Raw genomic sequence first — 1,757 nt, forward strand, 5'->3', positions numbered from 1 at the left:
ATATTTAAATATAATTCTGCTGAAAAAAAATTGATTATCAAAAAAATGAAAAATATATTGAAAAATTTTTTTGTACAACAAAATCAGGGAATATATCAAATGTAACTGCTATTGTTGGACGGAATGGTGTAGGGAAAAGTACAATACTTGAGGCAATGAAGGGTTTGTTATTAGATGGTGGGATTTTAGGACGGAAAAATGAAGGGAATTATTACTTTTATAAAAGAATATTAGTAATAAAAGAGAAAAATAAATATAAAATTTTTATTCATAAGGATTTGTTAAGTTTAAATACATCGGGGCAGTATAATATAGTTTACCACGATATAGAAGAAAAGGATATTAATTGTATTTTTTCTGTGAATATCTATGGCACTATGGAAAATACGCACCCACATAAAACAAGTAGCTTTGTTAGAGTAAATGAAACTGATATACTCCATGATACTATGTGTATATACTTCTCTACAGTTTTTGATAGTAATCCTTATTATTACTATACTATGCCTGAAAAATCATATTTTGATCTCTCTAATATGGGAATTTTGAACAGATTAAATAAAAAACAAATTGAATTTAAAAATATGGAGTTGCGAAGGGGAATTGCAGATCGTTTTGAAGAAAAAGATATTCGATTTGGGACATCTATACATAGTCAGTTCTCAACAGAAGAATTAGAAGCTAAAATATTGGCCCTTCAGGATAGTGAAAGTAAAGAAGCGATAAGTAAATATATGTCATTTCCAGAGAAATTAATATTGAATTTGGGGATTATATTTTATATAAATCGGAAAATTTTAGTTTTTTGGTGAGGAAACTGATACTTTATTAAGGTGTGAATTAGATCAAACAAAGCTATATAAAATTGAAAAATTAATATATGAAAAAATTGAAGGATTATCTTTGAACGGTAATGGAAATTCTCTGGCAAAAAGAACATTATACTTTAGGATAATAGATGCATATTTTACTGATTTGGATATTTTTATTCGATTTAAAAAGCGTCAAGAAAATATTAAAATGAAGTTAGAAAACATTAAAGAAGATAATTATACTGATTTCGATATTATTGAAATGTTAAATGTTTTTCGAGAAATAGTACTAAAAATGAATGAGGATGATGAATTAGACTTAAATAATAAATTAAAAGTATTTAAAACTTTCAATAAAGAAGAGTTTTTAAAATTACATAAAGGGTATATAGATTTAATTGATTTTTTTGAGATGAATATTCAGAATAGTTGTATTAGTTATCGGGAAGGAACTATTAATTCAACTAAAATGGACGGAAATGGAGTTCAATCTACTTATATTTCTGAAATAGCAGTTTTTGAGATAACTTTAGATGATGATGGATTAATGCTAGTAAATGAATTAATAAAAATATATAGAAGGTTATATACGGCTGTAGATTTTTTAAAGTTTAGTTGGGTAGGTATTAGTTCAGGAGAAGATGCCTTGTTCTCTATGTTTTCACGCTTTCATCTATTAAGAGAAAACATCATCGAGAAAAATGTCGTAATTTTTTTTGATGAAGGTGAATTGTGCTTGCACCCAGAATGGCAGAGAAAATATATAGATATAATTACAAATTATATGCAGCGAATCTTCTCTAGTGCAAAAAATATTCAGGTAGTATTTTCAACAAACTCTCCACTGTTAATTTCAGATTTGCCAAATCATAATATTATCTTTTTGGATCGTTTTAAAGATGGGGATTTTGCTGGGAAATGTATGGTTGTTGAAAATTCGGAGTT

General features: G+C 26.9%; 2 protein-coding genes. Both read left to right on the forward strand.

Features of this window, described 5'->3' with window-relative positions:
- Positions 1-92 precede the first annotated feature (92 nt).
- Positions 93-812: an AAA family ATPase gene (locus CDB3_RS09755; protein WP_256869729.1), complete on the forward strand. Its 720-nt coding sequence runs from the start codon at positions 93-95 to the stop codon at positions 810-812.
- 91 nt (positions 813-903) lie between these two features.
- Positions 904-1,757 (forward strand): AAA family ATPase (locus tag CDB3_RS09760; protein WP_142263481.1); only part of this gene is annotated, 854 nt, incomplete at its 3' end.

Origin of the sequence: Bacillus sp. CDB3, from assembly GCF_002081505.1 — a bacterium.
In the GTDB taxonomy this organism is placed as follows: Bacteria; Bacillota; Bacilli; order Bacillales; family Bacillaceae_G; genus Bacillus_A; species Bacillus_A cereus_AT.